Source organism: Mesorhizobium vachelliae, assembly GCF_033977325.1.
Classification (GTDB): Bacteria; Pseudomonadota; Alphaproteobacteria; order Rhizobiales; family Rhizobiaceae; genus Mesorhizobium; species Mesorhizobium vachelliae.
This window is the reverse complement of the sequence record NZ_JAVIIR010000004.1, coordinates 270890-291071: the sequence shown is the minus strand read 5'-3', so window position 1 is coordinate 291071 and position 20182 is coordinate 270890. Positions and strand designations below refer to the sequence as shown.

The 20182-nt window shown below is 63.5% G+C and carries 16 protein-coding genes and 1 tRNA gene; 11 read left to right on the top strand and 6 right to left on the bottom strand.

Annotated elements, in window-relative coordinates; translation table 11 throughout:
• Nucleotides 1-12: 12 nt before the first annotated feature.
• Genes srlE through ptsP form a run of 3 tightly spaced genes read left to right on the top strand, consistent with a single transcriptional unit; the run spans nt 13 to nt 3459 of the window.
• Entirely contained in the window at nt 13-1017 is a 1005-nt protein-coding gene (gene srlE / locus RFM41_RS11655) for a PTS glucitol/sorbitol transporter subunit IIB (RefSeq protein ID WP_320245354.1), read from the top strand.
• A 28-nt stretch (nt 1018-1045) separates the two neighbouring features.
• Nucleotides 1046-1426, top strand: a complete 381-nt coding sequence (locus RFM41_RS11650) for a PTS glucitol/sorbitol transporter subunit IIA (protein ID WP_320245353.1) — start codon at nt 1046-1048, stop codon at nt 1424-1426.
• A 47-nt stretch (nt 1427-1473) separates the two neighbouring features.
• Complete coding sequence (gene ptsP / locus RFM41_RS11645) at nt 1474-3459, top strand: phosphoenolpyruvate--protein phosphotransferase (protein ID WP_320245352.1); 1986 nt, start codon at nt 1474-1476, stop codon at nt 3457-3459.
• 16 nt (nt 3460-3475) lie between these two features.
• Here the strand turns inward: ptsP and RFM41_RS11640 are convergent, their stop codons facing one another.
• The gene (locus RFM41_RS11640; RefSeq protein ID WP_320245351.1) at nt 3476-4261 is read right to left on the bottom strand and encodes a hypothetical protein; all 786 of its coding nucleotides are present in this window, start codon (nt 4259-4261) and stop codon (nt 3476-3478) included.
• Nucleotides 4262-4413: 152 nt separating this feature from the next.
• Between RFM41_RS11640 and RFM41_RS11635 the strand changes: the two genes are divergently transcribed.
• Nucleotides 4414-5427: a sugar-binding transcriptional regulator gene (locus tag RFM41_RS11635; protein ID WP_320245350.1), complete on the top strand. Its 1014-nt coding sequence runs from the start codon at nt 4414-4416 to the stop codon at nt 5425-5427.
• Nucleotides 5428-5490: 63 nt separating this feature from the next.
• Here the strand turns inward: RFM41_RS11635 and RFM41_RS11630 are convergent.
• Nucleotides 5491-5567: transfer RNA gene (locus RFM41_RS11630), tRNA-Pro, on the bottom strand.
• Between the two features lie 148 nt (nt 5568-5715).
• Here RFM41_RS11630 and RFM41_RS11625 point away from each other — a divergent pair.
• From RFM41_RS11625 to RFM41_RS11600, 6 genes are all read left to right on the top strand, one after another.
• The gene (locus tag RFM41_RS11625) at nt 5716-6930 is read left to right on the top strand and encodes a YcaO-like family protein (protein ID WP_320245349.1); all 1215 of its coding nucleotides are present in this window, start codon (nt 5716-5718) and stop codon (nt 6928-6930) included.
• Nucleotides 6927-8255, top strand: coding sequence for a TfuA-like protein (locus tag RFM41_RS11620; protein WP_320245348.1), 1329 nt, complete (start codon nt 6927-6929; stop codon nt 8253-8255). Before RFM41_RS11625 ends, RFM41_RS11620 begins: the two co-directional genes overlap by 4 nt.
• 67 nt (nt 8256-8322) lie before the next feature.
• Complete coding sequence (locus RFM41_RS11615) at nt 8323-9711, top strand: gluzincin family metallopeptidase (protein WP_320245347.1); 1389 nt, start codon at nt 8323-8325, stop codon at nt 9709-9711.
• 22 nt (nt 9712-9733) lie between these two features.
• Nucleotides 9734-9916, top strand: a complete 183-nt coding sequence (locus RFM41_RS11610) for a hypothetical protein (protein ID WP_320245346.1) — start codon at nt 9734-9736, stop codon at nt 9914-9916.
• A 61-nt stretch (nt 9917-9977) separates the two neighbouring features.
• Nucleotides 9978-10823 (top strand): hypothetical protein, encoded by an 846-nt coding sequence (locus RFM41_RS11605; protein WP_320245345.1) that lies wholly within the window; start codon nt 9978-9980, stop codon nt 10821-10823.
• Nucleotides 10824-11069: 246 nt separating this feature from the next.
• Nucleotides 11070-12836 carry a tetratricopeptide repeat protein gene (locus RFM41_RS11600; RefSeq protein ID WP_320245344.1) on the top strand — a complete coding sequence of 589 codons (1767 nt, stop codon included), beginning with the start codon at nt 11070-11072 and terminating at the stop codon, nt 12834-12836.
• On the opposite strand, the gene RFM41_RS11595 is transcribed toward RFM41_RS11600, so the two are convergent.
• The 4 genes from RFM41_RS11595 to RFM41_RS11580 form a co-directional block, all read right to left on the bottom strand.
• Nucleotides 12828-14144 (bottom strand): O-antigen ligase family protein, encoded by a 1317-nt coding sequence (locus RFM41_RS11595; RefSeq protein WP_320245342.1) that lies wholly within the window; start codon nt 14142-14144, stop codon nt 12828-12830. The two genes, RFM41_RS11600 and RFM41_RS11595, sit on opposite strands and share 9 nt — an antisense overlap.
• Nucleotides 14141-15676 (bottom strand): undecaprenyl-phosphate glucose phosphotransferase, encoded by a 1536-nt coding sequence (locus tag RFM41_RS11590; RefSeq protein ID WP_320245340.1) that lies wholly within the window; start codon nt 15674-15676, stop codon nt 14141-14143. The genes RFM41_RS11595 and RFM41_RS11590 overlap by 4 nt, the downstream gene beginning before the upstream one ends.
• Before the next feature lie 99 nt (nt 15677-15775).
• Entirely contained in the window at nt 15776-16906 is a 1131-nt protein-coding gene (locus RFM41_RS11585; RefSeq protein WP_320245339.1) for a glycosyltransferase, read from the bottom strand.
• Nucleotides 16907-16916: 10 nt separating this feature from the next.
• Nucleotides 16917-17480, bottom strand: a complete 564-nt coding sequence (locus RFM41_RS11580) for a polysaccharide biosynthesis/export family protein (protein ID WP_040983193.1) — start codon at nt 17478-17480, stop codon at nt 16917-16919.
• A 263-nt stretch (nt 17481-17743) separates the two neighbouring features.
• Between RFM41_RS11580 and RFM41_RS11575 the strand changes: the two genes are divergently transcribed.
• A complete protein-coding gene (locus RFM41_RS11575) occupies nt 17744-19981 on the top strand; it encodes a GumC family protein (RefSeq protein ID WP_320245338.1) in 2238 nt (745 codons plus the stop codon).
• Nucleotides 19982-20182: the final 201 nt, after the last annotated feature.

Below are 20182 nucleotides of genomic sequence, written 5' to 3'. Positions count from 1 at the left end.
CGGGAGGACACCATGGCCAAGACATACAAGTCAGTAAAGATCTCAAGGGGCTCTACCGGTTGGGGCGGCCCTCTGGTCATCGAGCCGACCGAACAGCGCAACAAGGTAGTGTCGGTGACCGGCGGCGGCATCCATCCGGTGGCGCAGCTCATCGCCGACATGACCGGCGCCCAGGCCGTCGACGGCTTCAAGTCGCCGCCGATCGAAAGCGAGATGGCGGTCGTCGTCGTCGACTGCGGCGGCACGGCGCGCTGCGGCGTCTATCCGCGCAAGCGCATCCCGACCGTCAACCTGACGCCGGTCGGCCAGGCGGGTCCGCTCGCCCAGTTCATCACGGAAGACATCTACGTTTCGGGCGTGAAGCCGGCCAACGTCACAATGGCGGACGGATCCGAAGCGGTCACCACTGCGGGGGGAGCAGCATCGATGAGTTCAAGCAACAACACCACTGCCAGGGCGGCCGAGCCGCTGCCGAGCGAGGGCGGGCTTATCGGCCTGATCAGCTCGATCGGCCGCGTCATGGGCCGCGTGGTCGGCATCTTCTTCAATTCCGGCCGCCGCACCATCGATCAGGTCGTCCGCAACGTGCTGCCCTTCATGGCCTTCGTGACCATGCTGATCGGCCTGATCCTCTACACCGGCATCGGCGACGTGCTTGCGCAGCCGATGGGTCCGCTGGCCAACAACATCGTCGGCCTGCTGGTCATTTCGGCCATCTGCGGTCTGCCGTTCCTGTCGCCCATCCTGGGGCCAGGCGCGGTCATCGCGCAGGTCATCGGCGTCGCCATCATCGGCCCGCAGATCGCCAACGGCACCATCTCGCCCGCAATGGCTCTGCCGGCGCTGTTTGCCTACAACACCCAGGTGGGCTGCGACTTCGTTCCCGTCGGTCTGGCGCTCGGTGAGGCCAAGCCGAAGACGATCGAAATCGGCGTGCCGGCGGTGCTCATCAGCCGCCAGATCATGGGCCCGGTCTCCGTGCTGATCGCATGGGTCGTCTCCCTGATCGTGTTCTAAATCACAGGTAAAAAACGAGGTTCGCCATATGTCGGTTCTTCTCAAGACACGGGTCACAGCAATAGGACCCGAAGTGGCGGACCTCGCCGAGGGCGGCGTGGTCATCCTTTTCGCGGATGGCTCGCCTCCCGAACTGGCCGAGGTTTCCGTGCTGCACAAGACGGAAGACGGCCCGAGCGACGATGCGCCGGCGACAGGCGCCTCGATCACGGTCGGACCGGTCTCGGCGACGATAACGGCGGTCGGCTCCACGGCCTGGAGTAAGGTCCGCGAGATGGGTCATGTCGTGATCTCCTTCAATGGAGCATCGGAGGCCGAAAGGCCGGGCGAGGTTTGCGCTTCCGAGGTCGATACCGAAGCGCTCGTGGCCGCCCTGACGCCGGGCGCTGTCATCACAATCGCCGCCTGATAATATCCGCGCTGTCTGTCGACGGCGCCCAAACCTAGAGTATTGCCATGGAACGCTCGACCATCGTCAGAGTGCACGAAGGTTTGCACGCCCGTCCCGCCACGCGGTTCGTGAAACTCGCCAAGGGTTTCGAATCCGATGTCGAGCTGGTCAAGGACGGCAAGGCGGTCAGCGCCAAAAGCTCGGTCAAGCTGATGCTCCTGGCGGTCAAGGAGAACCAGGAGGTCACCGTGCGCGCCAACGGCGCCGACGCGATCGAAGCGGTCGAGGCGCTGATCGGCTATCTGGAAAATCCGCGCGCCGGCCTCGATGACGAGGGCGAGGCGGGTGAAGCTGGCTCGGAACCCGCGGCCGCGGCGCCCGCTCCCGAGGCCGCGCCGCCTGCCGCCGCAGCGGTGGATGGAACCCCGAAACTGCAAGGCGTTGCCGCCAGCGAGGGCGTGGCGATCGGGCCGGCCTTCGCCCATTTCCCGCCGGAGATCGAGGGACCGGGCAGGCGCCTGCAGGCCGGTGAGATCGAAGGTGAGCTCGAGCGCTTCCACGGCGCCGTCGCCAGCGTCCAGGCGCGCATGGACCGCACGCTCTCAGAGAACAACCTCTCCGCCGGCGACCGTGGCATCGTCGCGGCCCTGCGCGACATCGCCGCCGACGACAGCCTGACGGGCGAGGTCGAAAGGCTGATCCGGGGTGGCGACGACGCGGTCTCGGCCGTCATCGCGGCTTCGGCCACCATCGCCGCCGATTTCAGCGCGGTCGACGACCATTATCTCAACGCCCGGGCCGACGACGTGCATGCCGTCGGCCGGCAGATCTGCCTTGTGCTGCTTGGTCAGGACGAAGTCAGCCTTGAGACGATTCCGCAGGGCGCGATCCTCATTGCCGACGATATCGGCGCCTGGGATCTGGCACGCGCGCCGCTGAAGCGCATCGGCGGCGTGGTTTGCGGCCACGGCGGCGCCACCTCGCACATCGCCATCATCGCCCGCTCGCACGGCATCCCGGCCGTGCTGGGTCTTGGCGACAAGGTCAACGAGCTGCGCACAGCCAGGGAAGTCGCGATCGATGGCAATGCCGGGCATGTGATCGTCGATCCGGACGAAGCCGCGCGGGCTGATTTCGCCCGGCGTGTCGAAGCAGCGGCGCAGGAGCGCGCCGGCCTGAAAGTGTTCAAAAGCGTGACCCCGACCCGCGCCGACGGCACGGTGATCGAGGTCGCGGCCAATATCGGCTCGCTGGAAGAGATCGAGGCGGCGCAGGAAGCCGGCGCCATGGGCGTCGGCCTGTTTCGCACCGAGCTGCTCTTTATGCGTCACATGCATCTGCCGTCGGAGGATATGCAGGCCGAGACCTACAGCGCGCTGGCCAAGGCTTTTGCGCCGCATTCGGTCATCGTGCGCACGCTCGACATCGGCGGCGACAAGCCGATCGCCGGCATCGAATTTCCCGACGAGGAAAATCCCTTCCTCGGCTGGCGCGGTATCCGCATGTGCCTCGACCGCCCCGACATCTTCAAACGCCAGTTGCGGGCGCTGCTGCGCGCCGCCGTCCAGGGCAATATCAAGGTGATGCTGCCGATGGTTTCGGAAATCGCCGAGGTGACGCGCACTCGCGCCGTGGTCGATGAATGCGCGGCGGAACTGAAGGCTGAAGGCGTGCCGCATGCGAGCTTCGACCTCGGCGTGATGATCGAGACGCCCGCCGCCGTTCTGATCGCGCCGGCGCTGGCAAAGGAAGTGGCGTTCTTCTCGATCGGCACCAACGACCTCACCCAGTACATCATGGCCGCCGATCGCCTCAATCCGACGGTCGCCAAGCTCAATGACGTCACCAATCCGGCGGTGATGTCGGCGATCGAGCTGACCGCCAAGGCGGGTGTCGCCGCCGGCATCATGGTGGGCATGTGCGGCGAGGCCGCCGGCCGTCCGGACCTGATCCCGACCTTCATCGGGATGGGCCTGACCGAGCTCAGCATGAGCCCGGCCTCGATCCAGCGCGCCAAGAAGACCATCGCGGCCCTGGCGGTCGAGCAATAGCGGTCACTGTCCGCGGTTACGTCAGATGCGCGAGCAGAGTGGCGAGAGCCGGTGTCAGTTCCTGGACGGCATTGGCCTGGGCGCAGGCCTGCCGGATGCGATCCTCCCGCACCTCGGCCGCCAGCACCGCGATCTCCAGAATGTCGGGCTCGGGCGTGCCGCGGTCCGCCTTGGTCGCCAGTCCGCAGGCAAGCACCACCGGCGCAAGGCATCTGATGTCGAGAGACCGGTCGCCGGCTATCGCCGGGCCTGTCCCGATCTCGCCGGGCTGGACCGGACGGTGGTTGAGGCACTCGACGAGGAGGGCCGCGCAGGCCGCCGCGACCTGGTCCGTGGATGCCGTTTCCGCCGTCGCGGCAGCCAGAAGATCGGCATAGCGCTTGCGCATCGCGGCATGCACGGCGGAAAAGCTCGCCTCGTGAACGCGTGGGTTGTCTATGCCGTAGCCGGCGAGAACCGCGCGGGTCAGATAATACATGTCACGCCTGAACTGACGCTCGCCGCCGATCTGCCGGTCTTCATCCCCCTGCGGGAAATAGGTCCGCAGGCTTTTCACGGTCGTGCCGTCGACCTTGATTGGCCGGGAATGCGGAACGAAGGATTCGGCGATCGTCAGAGCCTCGTCGACGGCGCTCGCGGCATGGCCAAGCAGGCTGCGGCCCGGAAAGGGCGGCAAGTTGCCGGCGATGTCGTGCGAGGCACCGCCAGCGCTGTCGTGACGGTTTTGGCGGATCGCGTCGCGCAGTTCCCGAAGCCGGTCCTTCAGGTTGGCGCGGACATCCTCGGAGATTTGTCGCAGCATCGCCAATTGCCTCGAAATGCTGAAGCCGCTCGCGGCTTGGGGCGCCAGTCGCCCTCTCTAGATTGTTCGTCTCGCTTGGTAGATCAATAGACGATATTTAACCAGCATGCAGAATCGGCGAGGCGGTCTCATCGTCGGGGTTGGAGGGGAAGTTGGGCAGGCGACGGCAGGGCGAACCAGAAAACGGCAGGACGGTGGCTGAGGCATCCGAGCAGGTCGTGAGCGAAAGCCGGACCGACCGCCTCAGGATCCGCGCCGCCTGGATGTATTTCGTCGAGCAGATGACGCAAAACGAGATCGCCGACGTGCTCGGCGTCGGCCGCGTCACCATTGTGCGCATGCTGGCCGAGGCAAGGGCGCGCAACGAGGTGAAGATCACCATCGAGAGCGAGCTTCTGGAGATCGTTCGGCTGGAGCGCGCGCTGGAACGGACCTTCGGCCTGCAGCAGGCGCTGGTGGCGCCGCTCACCGACCCCAAGGCCGATCCGATCCCGGCGATCGCCGCCAAGACCGGCATGTTCCTGTCCGACGCTATGAAATCCGGCATGCGGGTCGGCGTCGGCTGGGGCGTGACATTGTTCAACACCTTGCCCTTCATCAGCGCCAAATCGCTCACCGATTTCAGCGTGATTTCGCTGCTTGGCGGCGTCGGCGTCGCGCGCCGGGTCAATCCGGCCGAGTTCGCCTGGCGCTTTGCCCAGATATTCCAGGGCGACGGCTATCTGATGCCCACGCCCGCCGTCGTCGACAGTGTCGAGACCAAGATCGCGCTGGTCGAGCGCTGCGGCCTGCAGGAGATTTTTGCAATGGCCGACGCGCTCGACGCGGTGCTGCTCAGCGTCGGCGGCATCGCTTCGGCCACCACCTTCTCGCGCGGCGGCTTCCTCAAGGAGGCGGACCGCGAGGCCCTGCTGGCGCGCGGCGCCGTCGGCGACCTTCTGTTCCATTTCTATGACCGCAAGGGCGACCTAGTCGATCATCCCGTCAACAGCCACGTGATGTCGGTGGATGTCGACCGCCTGCGCAAGGCGCCGATCCGCATCCTCACTTCCGGCGGCGAGGAGAAGACCGATGCGCTGCTCGGCGCCATGAACCTGATCGCGCCGACCATCCTGATCACCGATGAGGAAAGCGCGCGCCGCATGCTGGCGGGGCATGCGAGTTAGGCGGCGAGCATAAGCTCGCCTGGCACATTCGTGCCGCCTTCGCGGGGGATTTCAAGGATTTAGTGGTCGGAGTGGCCGGATTCGAACCGACGACCCCTTGACCCCCAGTCAAGTGCGCTACCGGGCTGCGCTACACTCCGGACCGCGCAAAGCCCTATATTCTCAAAGGTTGGAGTGCAAGGGCCAAGCGGGCAAAATCATCGAAAATGTAGGCTGAGCCGCGAGACCTGATCTGTTGGGCGTCGGTGGAAATCGGTAAGCTCTGGCGATCCCTCGGAGAAAACCTCAGTGTCGTTGGCGAATGGCGCCGTGCCGGGAATTCCTGATCGCGCAGACGGCGCCCACAGCGCGATTGCCCGGATTCGCCCGCACTGGGCGCGAATGGGGATTACCAGGGTCGCCAATGTGACCGGGCTTGATCGCATAGGCATACCGGTGGTGATGGTGTGCCGCCCCAATGCCCGATCGCTGGCTGTTTCGCAAGGCAAGGGCATCGACCTGGAATCGGCCACGGCTTCGGGCCTTATGGAAGCGGCGGAGCTTTACCATGCGGAGCACATCGACCGCCCACTGAAGCTCGGCAGCATGGCTGAACTCTCGCAATCGCACCGGTTCGCCGAGATTGAGCGGCTGCCTCGCATCAGCGCCACGGCATTTACGAAGGACCTTGTGACGCTATGGATTGAAGGCCGGGAGATGATCTCAGGCGAGACGCGCTGGCTGCCATATGAGTCGGTGCGGGCCAACTTCACGGTCCCACCGCCTCCTGGAAGTGGCTTCTTTGACTGCAGCAGCAATGGGCTCGCCTCGGGAAATACTGCCGACGAAGCGATCCATCACGGGGTTTGCGAGATCGTCGAACGCGACGCGACTGCGTTGTGGAACCGGATGCCGTCCGCCAGTCGCCGACGCACCGGCGTTGACCTCGGCAGTGCGTCGGACGGTCCGTGTCGAGAAGTGTTGAAGAAGCTGGAAGGCGCGGACTTCGACGTCGCGGCGTGGGAAACGACCTCTGACGTTGGCGTGCCGGCCTTTTTCTGCCTGATCGCGGATCGCCGGGACCGCAACAGCCATTATGGCATAGGTGCGGCGGCGCACCCGGTGCCGGAGACCGCTTTGCTGAAGGCGCTCATCGAGGCGGCTCAGGTGCGAACGACTTACGTATCGGCGGCACGAGACGATCTGAGCGCCGAAGAATATAGCGAAGACTATCGTGACAAACGCCGACGGCAGGCAGAGAGATTGCTAGCCGAACGTTCCAGCACGAGATGCCTTGCCTCCGCCGAGGGGAGGGCTGCACAAGGGATTGCAGGCAATGTGGCCTGGCTGGTCGAAAGGCTGCAGGCGGCAGGCGTAAGCGAGATCATCGCCGTTGATCTGTCCAAGGAGGATATCGGCCTGCCTGTGGTTCGCGTTGTGATACCTGGCCTCGAAGGTCCCGACGATCATGACGCCTATATGCCGGGCGAGCGAGCCCGCCGAATGTCGGATGACGGACCGTGAATCCGATCGTCTTTTGCGGCCCAAGCCTGCGCGCGCATGACATCGCATCTTACGGCGGGTTCGAATTCCGCCCTCCTGTGCGCCAGGGAGATCTTTATGCCGCCACGCGCGACCGCCCCAGGGCAATCGGCGTCATCGACGGTTATTTCGACGGTCAGCCGGCTGTGCTGCACAAGGAGATACTTTGGGCCTTGACGCAAGGGATCGCCGTGTTCGGCGCGTCCAGCATGGGCGCGCTGCGCGCCGCGGAACTGCACTCTTTCGGCATGCGCGGCGTCGGGCGTATTTTCAATGCCTATCGCGACGGCGAGCTCACCGACGACGACGAGGTCGCCCTCATTCATGGTCCGCCGGAGACCGGCTACATCCATCTGAGTGAGCCGATGGTCAATATTCGCGCGACGCTCGAGCAGGCGGTCGCGGAGGGTATCATCGACAGAACGACTGGGGCGCGCCTCGCGGCTTCCTCAAAGGCGCGCTTCTACCGGGGAAGAACCTGGCCGGACGTGCTGGCGGACGTCGGCGATCGCCGTACGGAACAGGAGCTGGCGGCCTGGCTGCGAACGGGCAAGCTCGACAGGAAGCGCCAGGACGGACTGGAGCTGCTGAAGGAGATGGATGCCTTTATCCGCAGTGGCGCTGCGCAGGGGCCTCCCAACTTCCATTTCGAATGGACGGAGAATTGGCACAATGCGTCCTGGCGAAACGAAGCCGCCCGGCCAGGCGGCAAGGCCACCGCTGAACAGGACGCCGTTCTCGACGAGCTTCGGCTGTGTGGCGACTATGCGCAACTGCGTCGCGAGGCGCTGCTTCGCCTGCTGGCCCGCGGCGAGCATGCCGCACCGGATCGCCAGGCGGTCAGGCGTGCCATGGGCGATTTCCGCTCGCGACGCGGGCTTATGCGGCAGACCGACGTCATCGGCTGGGCGCGCGACAATGGAACGGACCTTGCCGGCCTCGATCGCATGATCGAGGACGATGCGGCCGTCGAGACGCTCGCGCGGGACCGCGATGGCGAACTGCATCGAGCCATCCTCGACCGATTGCGCGAACTGGGTCTCTATCCCGGCTACCGGGACAAGGCTCTGGCCAGGCAGCAGTCACCATCGCCGCCGGCGCCGGTGCCGCGTGCCCTGCTGGCAGCCTGGTTTTTCGAAAAACGGCTGGGCCGCGAGGTTCCCCGGGACGTTGGCGACTATGCCATCTCCATCGGATTGCCCGGCATTGACAGATTCTACGACCTGCTGGCTCACGAATATGCTTTCGCGGTTGGCCGCGGCGCGTCCGATGACTCTGGCCTGACCGACGAAAACGGGCTAACTTGAAACAGCATTCGCCGACGATATCGCAGCCAGTTTGACGTGCATGTCTTTGTCCATGCGAGGGGCAAGCGTGACATCTGGACAGGAAGGCTCTGCATTCAAGGATGGGACGCGCTTCCGGCTGTTTGCCCAGGCGCCGTTCCTCAAGGCTTTTCATCGGCCCGAAATCGTGCACGTGTCGTCGCCGGCGGGGACGGTCGGTCCTGGCCCGGGCGACCGGCGCATGTATGTCGTAGATCCCATTGGCAAGGCGTTTGCATACGGCCTTGCGGAAAATGTCCGCGGTGACCCGCTCTATTTGATGCCGCCTTGGCGCGGCGATGTCTTTCCTCCGGCGTTTCCCGATCTCGACGGGCATTTCGATCACATTGGCACGGACGATCCGACATTTGAGGCGGCGCATCTGTTCGGCTCGGTGCGTTTCACGCTGGACGTGTGGGAGAAATATTTCGGCCATCCCATCACCTGGCATTTCCGGCGCGACCTCGACCGCCTGGAGCTGGTGATACAGCGCAATCTGCACGAAAACGCCTTCATGGGTTACGGCTTTCTGGAGGTTGGCGTCCACGAGACGCCGGATGGCCAGGTGGAGCCGTTCACCCTCAACTTCGACGTTGTCGCGCATGAGGTCGGCCACTGCGTCATCTACTCCATCATCGGCGTGCCCGACCCCGGGACGGCCAGCGCGGAATATTACGGTTTCCACGAATCCTCGGCCGACCTCGCCGCCCTCGTCACCGCCCTGCATTTCGAGTCCGTCATTGACGAGTTGCTGGAGACCAGTCACGGCAATCTCTACACGCACAATCTCGTCAACCGCATCGCCGAGCTATCCTCCAACAGCCAGATCAGGCTCGCAGCCAACCCGCTGTCGATGCTGGATTTCGTCCAGGGCTGGAGCGACGAGCATGCGCTTGCGCAGCCGCTCACTGGCGCGATGTTCGACATTTTTGTCGACCTGTTCCATGAGGAACTCGTCGCGAGGGGCCTGATCACGCAAAGCCAGGAAGACCTGTCCGACCGGCTGGAGGACAGTCCCGACTATTTCCGCGTCATCCAGCCGATGTTCGACGAAGCCTATGCGGCGTCGCCTTTGGCCTTTCGCGAAGCGCTGGTCGCCTCGCGCGACGAGCTGGGCATGCTACTCGCCGAAACCTGGCGGCGGCTTTCGCCGGACGGTCTCAGCTACTCGGAAATCGGATACACGTTGCGCGCCGTTGACAGGCTGATGACAGGCGGACGCTGGCGTTCAATCATCGACGTCAACCTCAACCGCCGCGCGATCGGTTTTGTAAGCGCCGGCCCCAAGATCAAGCCGTTCGGCCCCAAAAGCCACTTCGGTTTGCCGAGGGTGTTCGTGCCAGCACGTCATGGCGCTTGTTGTGCACGGCATCTGCGTGTTGCGAGACAGACGGGAGCGCGAGACAGACTGGCCAGAAGCAGGGCCGGCGTTCTTTGAGTCAGATGAGGAGGAATGCCCAATGCCTTACGTCGTGACGGAAATCATGGACGATATTGAATTGTTGCAGGCCCATGTAGACAGCATATCCAAAAAGCGAGGCAGGGTCGTAAGCGTATTATGGCGCGAAAGTGATCGCGCTTATGTTGTGACGCATGAGGTCGAAGCGGTTGAGAAACAAAACAGAAGTCAGAAGGCCGCATGATGCCAAGAAATCATACTGTTTGACGTTAGATATATGATCCAGGAACCGGAGGGTTGCGGCTATGGTAGAGAGCCTTCTTAGCGTGTCGGGTATAAATCTATTCGGCCATTTTGTGATCGATTTGCAGGTTGTGAACCCACTTCTAAATCCTATCGTGGCGCAGGTGGCAACTACCAAGAACATACCGGCATTGACTGGCAACAAGGCCGTGAATGGTGTGCGTCTGGCGGATAAAAACAAGATTGTTGTTTGGAAACAGAAGGTTCTGGATCAGATCGGCGTGTACACGGTGGGCGGCACGGACGGTCGATGGACCAAGGATGACACGCCTGCCGGCGCGATAATCCAGGTGATCGGCGGGAACAGCTTCGTCGGCTATTTCATGAAGCTTGAGGGCGGGTTCGAATTCATCGGGCGTCGCCCGGGCGCGGCAAACCGAAGCGGGAAGAACAGGCTCCTCGAGGACCAACTGCAAAATGGCAGGTTCGCAAGGATATATGGCTTCAGTTTTGAGGGCAGCTACTACGACCTCCCGAGGCCCATAATATTCCTTGTGCACGGTGATGGAGAACTCGTTGCGGAGGATCTCGGCACGTTCAGTCCCGCCCGCTCACCCAGTCCGACCGGACTGACGGGCCTCGCGGCAGCCGACTTCGACTTCGCCGATGGCTTGCGTGTCTGGTCCTACGACAAGGCCGACTACACAGTCCGCATGGACGTAGAGACAGGCATGTTCGAAGATGTGCTGCTTGCAGCGGTACTCGGCGGCGGCGGACCGGGCGGCATGGACAGTGCCGGCATGAGCGCGCGCGGGATGAGTGCGAGAGGGATGAGCGCGCGTGGCATGAGCGCAAGGGGAATGAGCGCCCGCGGCATGAGCGCCCGCGGCGGTGGCAACAGCGATTGACCTGCATGCAATGAGTCCCTGACGGGGCGCTTGCTTCACCATGCCGGGGGCTGGCCGAGGCTAGCGATCGACGAGGGCGGAGCCCTGCCGCTCCCATCGCGCGAGAGTTGCATTAGAAGAAGCTAATTCGTTTAAATCTCAGCAATATTCCTTTGAGCACGTCTTTCTTTCCTGGGTGCTGTTGGCGATTTCAGCGTGCTATGCTGCACTGCCCGGTGGTTGCTGGGAACACCGGCGGGAAGAGCAATGGTTACAAGCCGATACGAGCTGCTTAATCGAAAGCTGTCGGCGATCGTCTATGCGGACGTGCACGGCTACAGCCGCCTTATGGATCAGGATGAGGCGGGGACAGTTGTCCGCCTGACCCAGTCACTCAGCTTCATACGCGGCTTGGTTGGCGACTATGGCGGTTCGGTCGTCGATACTGCCGGCGACGGCGTGGTGGCTTTGTTTCCCAGCCCGACCCTGGCATTGCATTTCGCGGTCGAGATGCAGCGGGAACTGTCCAACGCGACGGTGTGGTCAGGCGCCCAGGATCCCATCGCCTACCGGATCGGCATTACCATCGGAGATACGATCGCAGCCGATGGCGAGATTTATGGCCATGGCATCAATCTGGCCGCTCGAATCCAGTCGCTGGCGGAGCCGCGCGGCATATGCATCGCCGAATCCGTTCGCCAATTCGTTCGCGGTGAGCCGGAGTGTTCGTTCCGCTCGCTGGGCAAGCAGAAGCTGAAGAACATTGCCGATGAAGTCGAGGTCTTCGCGGTCGATTTTGACTTGGCGCATGCGGAGCCGAGGGAGCCGGCGCTACGCTTTGCCCCTGCGCCCGAGCGTTTCGTGCCGGAGAGTTCACTGGCGGTCCTGCCGCTTGAGAACGTTTCGGGTGACCCTGCGGACCTTCATTTGTGCCAGGGTGTCGTGGCGGACTTGATTTCCAACCTGTGCCGGTTCCGCAACCTGATGGTGATCGCCCGGCACTCGACACTGGCCGTCGTCACGCAGACACGATCGCTGCGCGAGATCGCCAACCAACTGGGTGTTCGCTATCTTCTGACGGGAAGCCTGCGCCGTGCAAGCACGCGCCTCCGGGTCGCCATGGACCTGATCGAGGCGCAAACCGAGCATACAATCTGGTCGGAACGCTACGACGGCAGCATCGAGGACATCTTCGCCTTCCAGGATGACGTTACCACGACGACCGCGTCGCGGTTGGCCGTGCATATCGACATGGCTGAGAGGCGGCGGCTGATGACGCAAAATCACCCCAACATCCATGCTTACGGCATGATCTTGCGCGGGCAGGATCTCAGCTTCCGCTTCCGCCCGGAGAGCAATTGGCACGCGAGGCGGCTTTATGAGCAGGCAAGGAGTCTCGATCCCCGCTATGCCCGCAGCTATGCCGCCCTGTCACGAACGTTCAACGTCGAATGGCGCTATGCGTGGACCAACGATCCGGAAGCCGCGCTGAACGAGGCATTGAAGCTCGCGAGCCTGGCCGTGCTGCACGACGACCTCGACGCACGTGGTTACTCGGAGATGGGCTTGGCCCACCTCTACAAGAAGGAGCACGATCCGGCGATCGCCGCCTACGAACGTGCTCTGCAGCTCAATCCCAACGACGCCGACCTGCTGGCCGAGATGGGCGACTGCCTTGTCTATGTCAGGCAGGCGGAGCGGTCCGTGACGCTGCTGGAGCGGGCAATGCGGCTGAACCCCTACTACCCCGATGCCTATCTTTGGTATCTGGGCGACGCCTATTTCCAGTTGGGAGAATATGAAAAGACGATAGAGACGCTACAAAAGATGCGGGATGGCTCCGAGGGCCATCGGCTTATGGCGGCGAGCCATGCCCATCTTGGCAACACCCAGGAAGCGGAGAGGCATGCCCGTGCGCTGCTGGAGGTGCATCCGAATTTCACCACCGAGCAGTGGCGTAAAGTTCCGCCGCACAAATATCCCGAGGATACTGAATTGCTCGTCGATGGCCTGCGCAAAGCGGGGTTAAGATAACGCAGCGGCAGAAGCGTGCTGCGCGATAGACGACGCGGCCGCTGCCGGAACGGGTACTCGCGCCAGCCGCAATTCCCGCTGGTGCCGATACTCAAGCGCGATCGCGCCCCAGACCAGGCCGAGCAGCAGGTAGAGATGGCGCCAGTGGTCGATGTCGATGAAGGTGCCTAGGCCGATATTGCCGAGATAGGCGACATAGGCGCAGAGCAGATAGGGCTGCCATGGCCGGTCGCGCAGAAGGATGCGGAAGCCGGCGCCGATCGTCCATAAGGTCAGCGTCAGGAACGATACGAAGCCCAGCCAACCGTAATCCATCAGCGCCTTCAACCAGATGTCGTGCGTGTCCTCGCCATAGATCGTGCCGAACACCAGCGGGCCGATGCCGAACGGGTGCTCCATCGCCAGCTGGAAGCCGATCGTATAGCGCGCGAATCGGCCGAGCCGCGCCGAATCGTAGCTTTGCTCGAGCTGCGCGCGCTGGGTGAACATGTCCGACACGCCAGGCAGTTGCAGGATGATGAGGAAGGCGATGACCAGCAGGGCCACGGCCGCGATCGTCATCACCACCACCCGCAGCCGGAACTTGCCGCTGGCGCTCTGCAGGAAGAGGCATGCGGTAAGCAGCACCGCCGACACCGCGAACATGCCCCAGGCGCCGCGCGAGAACGAGAAGAAGATGCCGGCGGTGATGATGAGCAGCGGCACGGCCAAAAGCGGCATGCGCGATACGGGGCCGGTCAAGAGCAGATAGAGCAGATAGGTTCCGGGCAGCACCAGGAACGGGCCGAACACGTTCGGGTCCTGGAAGGCGCCTGCGGCGCGGTCGTATTTGGTGAACATTTCCGCGCCGGGAAAGGCATGGAAATAGCCGGCGATGCCGAGCAGCGACGTCGCCACCGCCGACACGACATAGGCGATGAAGATCAGCCGGTAGAGGCTGGGCTGGACCGAGGTCACCGAGGCGAAGAACACCGCGCTGAAGGCGAGGAACAGCGAGACGGCGAGATAGAGCGGCGTGTTGGCGAGGTCGGCCATCTGTGTCATGGCGATCATGCCGCCGATGTTCATCGCCACCAGAAGCACCAGCAGCGGCACGATCGCGCGCGAGATGCGGAGGCCGAACAGCGCCCAGACCGCTATCAGCCCTGCCATGTAGATCTCGTAAGGCGCGGGCTCGCTGATGACGAAGCCGGAGAGCAGGATGCCGATGCCGATCGCCGCCGCCGCGATCAGCGAAATCAGCTTGGCGTTGACTGCTGAAGGCGGCAACTTGACTGCCGCCGGCAACTCATGGGCGATGGCGCTCAATAGGCGTTTTCCGTGTTGAGCAGGCGGACCGGCGTCAGGAACAGGATGCGCAGGTCGAACAGCATCGACCAGTTCTCGATGTAATAGAGGTCGTATTCGGTGCGCATGCGGATCTTTTCGTTGGTGTCCATCTCGCCGCGCCAGCCGTTGATCTGCGCCCAGCCGGTGACACCGGGCTTGACCTTGTGGCGCGCGAAATAGCCGTCGACCACCTCGTTGTAGAGCAGGTTGTGCGACTGCGCAGCGATGGCATGCGGGCGCGGCCCGACCAGCGATAGCGAGCCGAAGAGCGAATTGAAGAACTGCGGCAGCTCGTCGATCGAGGTCTTGCGGATGAAGCGTCCGACGCGGGTAACGCGCGGATCGTTCTTGGTCACCGTCTGCTTGGCAGTCGGGTCGGACCGGTCGGCATACATCGAGCGGAACTTGTAGACCTCGATGATCTCGTTGTTGAAGCCGTGCCGCTTCTGCTTGAACAGCACCGGGCCCTTGCTGTCGAGCTTGATGGCGATCGCGGTGGCGAGCATCACCGGCGAGAAGAGGATTATGCCGACAAGCGAGAAGACGATGTCGAACGCGCGCTTGGCGACCGAATCCCAGTCGTTGATCGGCTTGTCGAAAATGTCGAGCATCGGCACCGAGCCGATATAGGAATAGGCGCGCGGCCGGAACTGCAGCGCGTTGGAATGCGCCGAGAGCCGGATGTCGACCGGCAGCACCCAGAGTTTCTTGAGCAACTGCAACACGCGCGATTCGGCGGTCAGCGGCAGCGACACGATCAGCATGTCGATGCGCGCGATGCGGGCGAATTCGATCAGCTCCGAGATCGTGCCGAGTTTTGGATAGCCGGCGACGATCGGCGGCGAACGCTTGTCGTTGCGGTCGTCGAAGATGCCGCAGATGCGGATGTCGTTGTAGGGCTGCTTCTCGACCGAGCGTATCAGCTGTTCGGCCGCCTTGCCGCCGCCGACGATGAGGGCGCGGCGTTCCATGCGGCCGTCGCGCGCCCAACGCCGGATGAGCCTGGACATCACGAGTCTCAGGCCGAAGATCAGCACGAAGCCGACCACGAACCAGGTGCCGAACAGCAGGCGCGAATAGTCTTCCGACGCCTTGATGGCAAAGGCGGTGAGCGCCATCAGCGCGAAGCTGCCGGCCCAGACCAAAAGCACGCGCCCGAAATTGGCCAGCGGCCGCATCAGCGCCGCGATCTGGTAGCAGTCGGTCACGTCGAGCAACACCACGGCCAGGAACGACGTCGCCGCGATCGCCAGCGGATATTGCCAGGCCAGATAGTTGAAGAAGCCGACATAGTAGAAATAGACGCCGAGCCCCGACAGAAACAGCAGCGCGAACTCGACCATGCGCAGCACGCCGCTGACCATGATCGGCGACATGGTATCGCGCCGGTATTGCGAGGCGACCTGGCGCGCCACGTCGTTGATGCCGCCGGGCTTTTCGCCCTCGACGGGAGCGTCGTAGTTGCGCACCGCATCTATGGAAAAGCGGCGCGCGGGGTCGATCTCATTCATGGGAATTGTCCGCGAGCTTCGCGAAACTGCATAGCAAAAGAGAGCTAAGAAAGCCTTGAAACAACCGGTGGTTTTGAAGCTGTCGGGCCGGCCGCGTGCCTATTTGTTCAGCGCGGCGAAATAGGCCTTCTCGATCTCGGCCGCCATCACGTCGGCTCCGAATCGGGATTTGAGCTCGCCGGCCTGCGGCATCGCCTTCAGGTACGCGTGGCGGTCGTCCAACGCTGTCCCCATCTTTGCCGCGAGCTGCGAGGGATCCGGCCGGATCAGGGCAGGGGAGCCATCGCCAAAGATCTCGGGAATGCCGCCGACCGCGGTCGCGATCATCGGCATGCCCGCGGCCAAGGCCTCGAGCACGATATAGGGCATCGCCTCCGCGCGGGATGGCACCACGATCAGCCCGGCCAGCGCGAACGCGTCTCTTGCCGGCATGGGCGGCAGGAAACGGACATGGCTCTTCAAGCCGAGTCGTTCCACTTGCGCGTGGTAGCGCGGCAGGTCGTCGCCATCGCCGACCATCACGGCGCTCAACGGACTGCCCAATGCGCTGCCGGCCAAAGCCAGCGCATCGATGAAGATATCCGGGCCTTTCAGGTCGCGCATCATGCCGATGTATAGAAAATCGGCGGCATTCGCCGCCGTCGCGACCGGTTCGAATTCGGCGGCGCGCAGGCCGTTATAGACAAGCGTGTTGGGTATGGGCGGCTCGCCGACCTTGCGGCGATAGGTGTTGCGCTCATAGTCGGAAACGAATAGCAGGCAATCGGTGAAGCGCGCCATGAAGCGCTCCAGGCCGAAGAACAGCTTTCCCATCGCCGTCGTTTCGTCATAGTGGAGGGAGCCGCCATGCGGCGAATAGAGGCGGGCAACGCGAGACCTTGAAACCCGCAACAGTGAGCCGAACAGCCGGGCATAGGCGCCACCCTTGGCGCCGTGCCCATGCAGCACGTCCGGCCGCAATTCCTTGATGATTCGATAGGTGCGCCAGGCCGAGGCGAGGTCGCCCGGCCCGACATGGCGCTGCATCGGCGTGCGATGGATGCCGAGCGCGAGGCTGTCCTTCATCGCCTCGAAGAGCCGCTCCTCATAGTCGCCGCCGGTCGTCGAGTCGCAGACGATGCCCACCGCATGACCAGCGGCGACCTGCGCCTCGGTCAAGTCGCGCACGTGCCGGAAGATTCCTCCGACAGGTGAGCGAAAGCAGTGGACGATCCTGAGCTTCACCGCCACGACGGGTTTTTCAGAACAGGCGTTCGCGGACGTAGACGGTGTCGCCGGGCAGGAGCGGATCGGATGTCAGCACCCGTCCGGTCATCACCTTGCCGTTGATGTCACGGGTGATGTCGACGCTCTCCTGATTGGCGCGCGGCGTGAAGCCGCCGGCAATGGCGACCGCCTTTTGCACCGTGAGTCCCGGCACATAGGAGTACTGGCCGGCAGCGCCCACTTCGCCCATGACGAAGATCGGCCGGTAGCGATCGATTTCGACCGAAACGTCGGGATCGCGCAGATAGCCTTGGCGCAATTTGTCGGCGATCTCCTTTTCCAACTGTTGCGCGGTGTGGCCGCGCGCCGGCACTGCGCCGACCAGCGGGAAGGAAAGATAGCCGGATTGGTCGACGCTGTAGGTGTTGGTCAATCCGTCCTGCTCGAACACCGTGACACGGACGCGGTCGCCGGCGCCGAGCCGGTAGGGCTGGTCGAGCACCTCATGGAAGGCGGCGGGTGTCGGACGGTAGCTCGAGCATCCCGTGAGCAGCGACAGGGCAAGCAAAGCGCGAAAGAGGGAAGCAGTGCTTTTCATGACCGGCCAGGAACCTTCATCGCTCTTGCCGCAAGCAGCGGCACAACCCCAGGAAAGTGCGACCGTTATCATCCTGTTAGGGTTAATGGGTGGTAAAGGAGCATGATCGGGGAGGGCTGAGATCGGCAAAAAGCCCAATTGTTCTATTGCTTTCGCGCAGTCTTCTTTGAGTGTTCACTAATAAGCGTGCGTTCCGATCTTAACGGGTGGGTTACCATAGTTGTTTACGGTCCATCCTCGACTCAAAGTTCGGAGCAGGATGCATGTCCGTTCAGTCCGCGGCAGCAGACGTCGATGTCGATCTGAGACAGCTCTTCGCCAGCCTGGCGAGGAACTGGCTGCGCATTGTTCTCGTCACCCTCATGGTCGCCGGGCTCGCCTTTGCTTTGGCCTGGCTCGCGACGCCTTATTATAAGGCGACGGCCAAGCTGGAGATCGGCTCGCGCGAATCGGAATACACCCGTCCGCCAGGTACCAACGACGACGACAAGCCGATTCTCGACGAGCAAGGCGTAGCCACCCAGGTCCAGATCATCTCTTCGCCCGATATCCTCAAGCAGGTGGCGACGAAGCTCAACCTGGACAAGCTGCCGGAGTTCGACGAAACGCTGAAGATGTCGGCGCTCGGACGCATGCTTGTCCTCGTCGGCCTGAAAAGCGATCCCTTCGATATTCCGCCGGAAGAGCGCGTGCTGAATGCCATGCACGACAAGCTCAACGTCTACGCCGTTGAAAAGACGCGCGCCATCGCGATCGAGTTCGCCTCGAAGGACCCCAAGCTTGCCGCTGACGTCGCGAACGGCATCGCCAACGCCTATATCGCCTCGAAGGGCGACGCAAAGCTCGAATCGAATGCAGCCGCCACCGACTTCCTGGCGCCGGAAATCGCCGACTTGCAGAATCGGGTGAGGGACGCCGAGGCGAAGGTCGCGGCCTTCCGTGCCCAGTCCGACCTTCTGATGGGCGGCAACAATGCGGTGCTGCCGACTCAGCAGCTCGCCGAGCTGTCGAGCGAGTTGTCGCGCGTGCGCGCCAGCCGCGCCGCCGCCGAGGCGAGCGCCGAGAGTGTGCGCCGGGCGCTGCAGAATGGCGGTTCGCTGGACAGCGTGCCGGAGGTCCTGTCCTCGGAGCTGATCCAGCGCCTGCGCGAGCGCCAGGTGGAGCTCAGGGCCAACATTGCCGACCTCTCCACGACCTTGCTCGACAACCATCCGCGCATTCGCGCGCTGAAGTCGCAGCTTGCCGACCTTGACGGCCAGATCCGCAACGAGGCGCAAAAAATCATCCGGGGGCTGTCGGCCCAGGCTCAGACCGCCAAGGCTCGCGAGGATCAGCTGGTTGCCGACGTCAACACGCTGAAGGCCGCCTCGGCGCGCGCCGGCGAGCAGCAGGTGCAGTTGGACGCCCTGCAGCGCGACGCGAACGTTCAGCGCCAACAGCTTGAATCCTATATGGCAAGTTACAATGCGGTGGCCTCGCGCAAGGATCGCAGATACTCGCCCGTCGCGGCGAGCCTGATCGCGAGCGCCCAGGTGCCGTCCCAGCCTTACTTCCCGAAGATCGGGCCGATCACCGGTGCCGCCGCAGCCGCTTCGCTGCTGCTGATGGCGATCGGCACGCTGCTTGGCGAGCTGTTCTCCGGCCGCGCCATGCGTCCGGCCGCTGGCGCCCGTTTCAGCGATATCGAGCAGGTGGCGATGCCTGCGGCCAGGGTGGAACCCATGGTCGCCGAGGCACATGATGAGGGTCGGGCTTTTGCGCCTTATGAGGAAGCCGCGGCAGGACATTCGATCGCGGAAGCGGAACTCCCCAGACCGGCCGAGAGCGAGCCGGCTGAGGATCGCGCAACCGCAATGGAAGCCTCCGAGCCGAGCGAAGCGATGCCTGAACCGAGGCAATCCAGGCTCGGCGAGATCGATGTCGAAAAGGCTGCGGAGAAGCTGATCGCCTCCGGCGCCGCGCGTGCGATCTTCGTGTCGCCGGAAGGCGACGAGGCGGCAGCGTCCGCCGTGCTCGTGGCGCGCGAAGTATCCGACGCCGGCCTGCGTGTGTTGCTGCTCGATCTGACCGCGTCGGGTGCGGCCTCTCGGCCGATGCTGGACTCGAGCCTGTTTCCGGGCATCACCAATCTGCTGGCATCCGAAGCGCAGTTCAGCGACGTCATCCATCCCGATCTCTATTCGGATGCGCATGTCATCCCGGTCGGCACCGCCGACCCGGTCCGCGCCATGCGCGCCGCCGACCGGCTGCCCATCATCATGCAGTCGCTGACCACGGCCTACGACCTCGTCGTGGTCGAATGCGGCCCGGCCGATGCGCAGGGCATCAGCCGCCTGGTCGGCGACGGCACCGAAGTTTTCCTGTCGATGCTGGAAGCCGACGACCAGGTGACACAGGCCGCGGTGAAGCTGATCGAGAACGGCTATCCGGACGTCACGCTGGTCACGCCGGTCGGTCATGAACCGGGAGATCCATTGCCCGGGCGTCGGTCGGCTGCATAAGGCTGGAGGCCGTCAAGGCGGTCCCGCGCTGCAGCGGCGCTGCGCCTAACCGTGGCATTTCTCGGCGGCTCCTGCACTTTACATTGGCGGCAAAGCACCTAGTTCTGATGTTTCGCGCTGCGCACTTTTCGTGTGTGGATGATCGAGAGCGGGACCGTGAACCCTGGGCCGGTCCCTCAAAACTCCCAAAGGATGGCTGTT

Excerpts from the sequence above, each read along its gene's own strand:
- srlE (WP_320245354.1), top strand. The coding sequence starts at position 13 with ATGGCCAAGACATACAAGTCAGTAAAGATCTCAAGGGGCTCTACCGGT.
- RFM41_RS11650 (WP_320245353.1), top strand. The coding sequence starts at position 1,046 with ATGTCGGTTCTTCTCAAGACACGGGTCACAGCAATAGGACCCGAAGTG.
- ptsP (WP_320245352.1), top strand. The coding sequence starts at position 1,474 with ATGGAACGCTCGACCATCGTCAGAGTGCACGAAGGTTTGCACGCCCGT.
- RFM41_RS11640 (WP_320245351.1), bottom strand. The coding sequence starts at position 4,261 with ATGCTGCGACAAATCTCCGAGGATGTCCGCGCCAACCTGAAGGACCGG.
- RFM41_RS11610 (WP_320245346.1), top strand. The coding sequence starts at position 9,734 with ATGCCTTACGTCGTGACGGAAATCATGGACGATATTGAATTGTTGCAG.
- RFM41_RS11605 (WP_320245345.1), top strand. The coding sequence starts at position 9,978 with ATGGTAGAGAGCCTTCTTAGCGTGTCGGGTATAAATCTATTCGGCCAT.
- RFM41_RS11600 (WP_320245344.1), top strand. The coding sequence starts at position 11,070 with ATGGTTACAAGCCGATACGAGCTGCTTAATCGAAAGCTGTCGGCGATC.
- RFM41_RS11590 (WP_320245340.1), bottom strand. The coding sequence starts at position 15,676 with ATGAATGAGATCGACCCCGCGCGCCGCTTTTCCATAGATGCGGTGCGC.
- RFM41_RS11580 (WP_040983193.1), bottom strand. The coding sequence starts at position 17,480 with ATGAAAAGCACTGCTTCCCTCTTTCGCGCTTTGCTTGCCCTGTCGCTG.
- RFM41_RS11575 (WP_320245338.1), top strand. The coding sequence starts at position 17,744 with ATGTCCGTTCAGTCCGCGGCAGCAGACGTCGATGTCGATCTGAGACAG.